This window comes from Exiguobacterium sp. s192 (assembly GCF_018618795.1).
Taxonomy (GTDB): Bacteria; Bacillota; Bacilli; order Exiguobacteriales; family Exiguobacteriaceae; genus Exiguobacterium_A; species Exiguobacterium_A undae.
On the sequence record NZ_JACSMS010000028.1, the window covers coordinates 1 to 1,432 of the forward strand.

Consider the following 1,432-nt stretch of genomic DNA (forward strand, 5'->3'; position numbering starts at 1 on the left):
TGAACTGAACCCTGAATGGTGGACACTTGATAAAAGACCCCATTCGGGGTTTTTTGTGTTTAAAGAAATCGATATACTGTACCTATTCAATTTAGACGGGAGAACTATTCATGAACAGACGCACCTTCAATCCAGATCAAATCAGACAACTTGAAGCGAATCTTCACGTAGCCTCGGTATCAGATCGTACGATTCAATACAAAGGAGAATTTAAGATTCACGCTGTACGTGAGAATTTAGCTGGTAAGCGACCGATTCAAATCTTTGAGGAAAGCGGCTTTGACCTGGACATGATTGGTAAGCGAACAACGAACGAAGCGTTGAAACGATGGAGGAAGACCTATCGCATTTATGGAGAAGAAGGACTCTTGAATGAGAGACGTGGAAAATCAAATCTTGGAGGTCGACCGAAAAAAGACGATTCCGTCGAACGACGCCTTGCGAAAGCTGAAGCACGAATAAAGTACCTCACAGCGGAGAACGAATTACTAAAAAAGCTCGACGCTCTCGAAAGAGAGGCGAAGCATCGAAACTAACCGCATCTGAGCGCTATCAGGCAATCAATATTGTCTTACGGAAACAATCATCTGGGCGGTTCGTGACGGATCTATGTACGCTCGCTGAAGTGAGCCGCAGTGGTTATTACGCCTGGCTCGCACGTACGGATAGTGTTTCCCTTCGGGAAGAACGCGACTATGCGGACTACCTACTTCTGAAAAGTGTTCATGATCGTCACAAGGGAAAAATCGGCTATCGTGGTCTTTACATGGAGATGCTTGATCTTATTGGGGGACCGATGAATCATAAACGTATTTTGCGTCTCATGAGGAAGTTTGGAATCGTGACGAAAATCCGTAGGCAGAACGCTTATCGTAAAATCGCTAAAGCGACATATGAACATAAGACTGTACCGAACCACTTGAACCGTCGGTTCGATCAAGGAGAGCCTGGTAAGGTATTCGTTACAGACATCACTTATCTGCGTATTGGATCTGGGCAAACTGTGTATCTCTCTTGTGTGAAAGATGTCGCTACACGTGAAATTATGGCACATCATTTATCTACAAGCCTCCATATGGAACTTGTCCTTCATACAACGAATAAACTCGCAGAACGACTTCAAGGGAATATACACCCGGAAGCCATGATGCATTCCGATCAAGGATTCCATTATACGCATCCTGCTTATCAAACACGCATCCGTGAGATGGGAATGCTTCAATCCATGTCTCGTAGAGGAAACTGCCTGGATAATGCCCCGATGGAATCGTTCTTTGGGCACTTGAAAGATTATGTCGATTATAAATTAGCATCTGACCTCGATGAGGTCTGTGCCATGGTCGATGCTTATATTGATTATTACAATAGCGAACGAAGACAATGGAAACTACAAAAGATGACTCCGGTACAATACCGAAGCCATCTCATAGCA

General features: G+C 44.3%; 1 protein-coding gene. It reads left to right on the top strand.

The genetic code is table 11. The annotated features are described in order from the left end of the window. Positions 1 to 110 precede the first annotated feature (110 nt). A protein-coding gene (locus KNP87_RS17125; RefSeq protein ID WP_214722385.1) for an IS3 family transposase occupies positions 111 to 1,432 on the top strand; the annotation gives its coding sequence in 2 pieces (ribosomal slippage) (positions 111 to 480 and positions 480 to 1,432; 1,323 coding nt annotated over the 2 pieces). This gene is flagged as partial in the annotation.